Source organism: Cryobacterium sp. MLB-32, assembly GCF_000738085.1.
GTDB lineage: Bacteria > Actinomycetota > Actinomycetes > Actinomycetales > Microbacteriaceae > Cryobacterium.
Window position 1 is genome coordinate 1 of sequence record NZ_JPRS01000644.1, and the last position, 1,333, is coordinate 1,333.

At 59.5% G+C, this 1,333-nt stretch carries 2 pseudogenes; both read right to left on the bottom strand.

Annotated elements, in window-relative coordinates:
• Positions 1 to 799, bottom strand: a pseudogene (locus tag JF66_RS20595) (hypothetical protein); the annotation flags it as partial.
• 113 nt (positions 800 to 912) lie between these two features.
• Positions 913 to 1,333, bottom strand: a pseudogene (locus JF66_RS24815) (hypothetical protein); the annotation flags it as partial.

The following is a 1,333-nucleotide window of genomic DNA, read 5'->3' on the forward strand; positions in this document are numbered from 1 at the left end:
GAGCGAACCGGGTCAGGATGACCGGCGCGAGGCCAGCGATGAACAACGCCAGAATCGACACGACCAACGTCACTGTTTTTTGCAGGTCAGGTGTATCGGTGAACGCATTGAGCTGCGCCCCCATCATGCTGAACGCGATCGCTAGGAGGAAGAACAACAGCGGGTGGGAGGCCAGAATGCCAAACCAGAGGTAGAGGATCTTGGACCCGAACGCCCGCCTCTTCGGATCAACGATCCACACAAACCCGAGCGGGAAGAGAACGCCGGAAAAATACAAGGTGATCAATTGGACGATCAAGATCAACAGCACGATCAGCAGGCCCACGATCATGAAGAACATGAGGATGATGCCGAGGACAGCGCCGCCGGCCAGGCCCGAACCGTCCTGCTCGGACAGCAACGTGGAGAACTTATCGACGATGGTCTGGGCGTTGTTAGTCACTCCCCAGGCGATCAACGAGTCCGACAGGGCGCTGAGAAACTTCACCAGGAACGCCCCGAGGGCGGGGCCGAACGCTGCCCCGATCAGAAAGACGGGGCCGTAGAGCGTCAAGGACTCCCCCAGCTCACGCCCCGACTGGGTTCCGCGTGCGACGCGGACGATCTGCGGGATCAGTAGAGCGACGAGGACGAAGATCGATAGGGCAAAAGACACCCGATAGGCGCCGATGAACCAATCCGCGGTCAGATCCGGAAGAGTCGCATGCGTCAGAGCGGGCAGCACCGTGTCGGAGAGGCTCTTGGCCGAATCCTGCAACATCTTGAAGGAGTTGCCAGCGGGATCAGACCAGAAGTCCACAAACCCCTTCGCGGTGTTTACCGCGACACCGACTCCTTGAGCTAACTCGGCGACCCCGCAGAGAACTGGGCCACCAGCGCAAACTCCACCGGCGGCGGTCGCTACCGGGTCCATTAGCAACCTCCTGTATAGCGAGTCCCACCTGCAGCGAGCTTTTCCTGATCCAGCGTCGTGCCGTTTTCGACATGCCAAGCGTCTTGCTGCCAAATCAAGACAAGGCCGATGCCGGTTGACTTTGTTGGGCTGAGCGCGCCGTCGACAACGTAGCCGAGACCTAATTCGACGTTTACGCGGTCAGCCGTGGAGTCCTCGGTTACTCGCCAGAGCCCGTTGGTACTCGAGGTATGAAACTCTCCTCCTCTGGCTTGGTATTCAGCCGTAATCGCCTTCCACGACTCTGAGTTGTACTGGGCGGTGACGTTTCTCCAGTTCGCAGGGGCTGTCGACGCTATAACCTCCGCGCCGACTTTCTCACTTCCGGACGTATCTGGACTGGGGTATTGCCAGAGCCATCGGTAGAAGGCCGTGGCGACT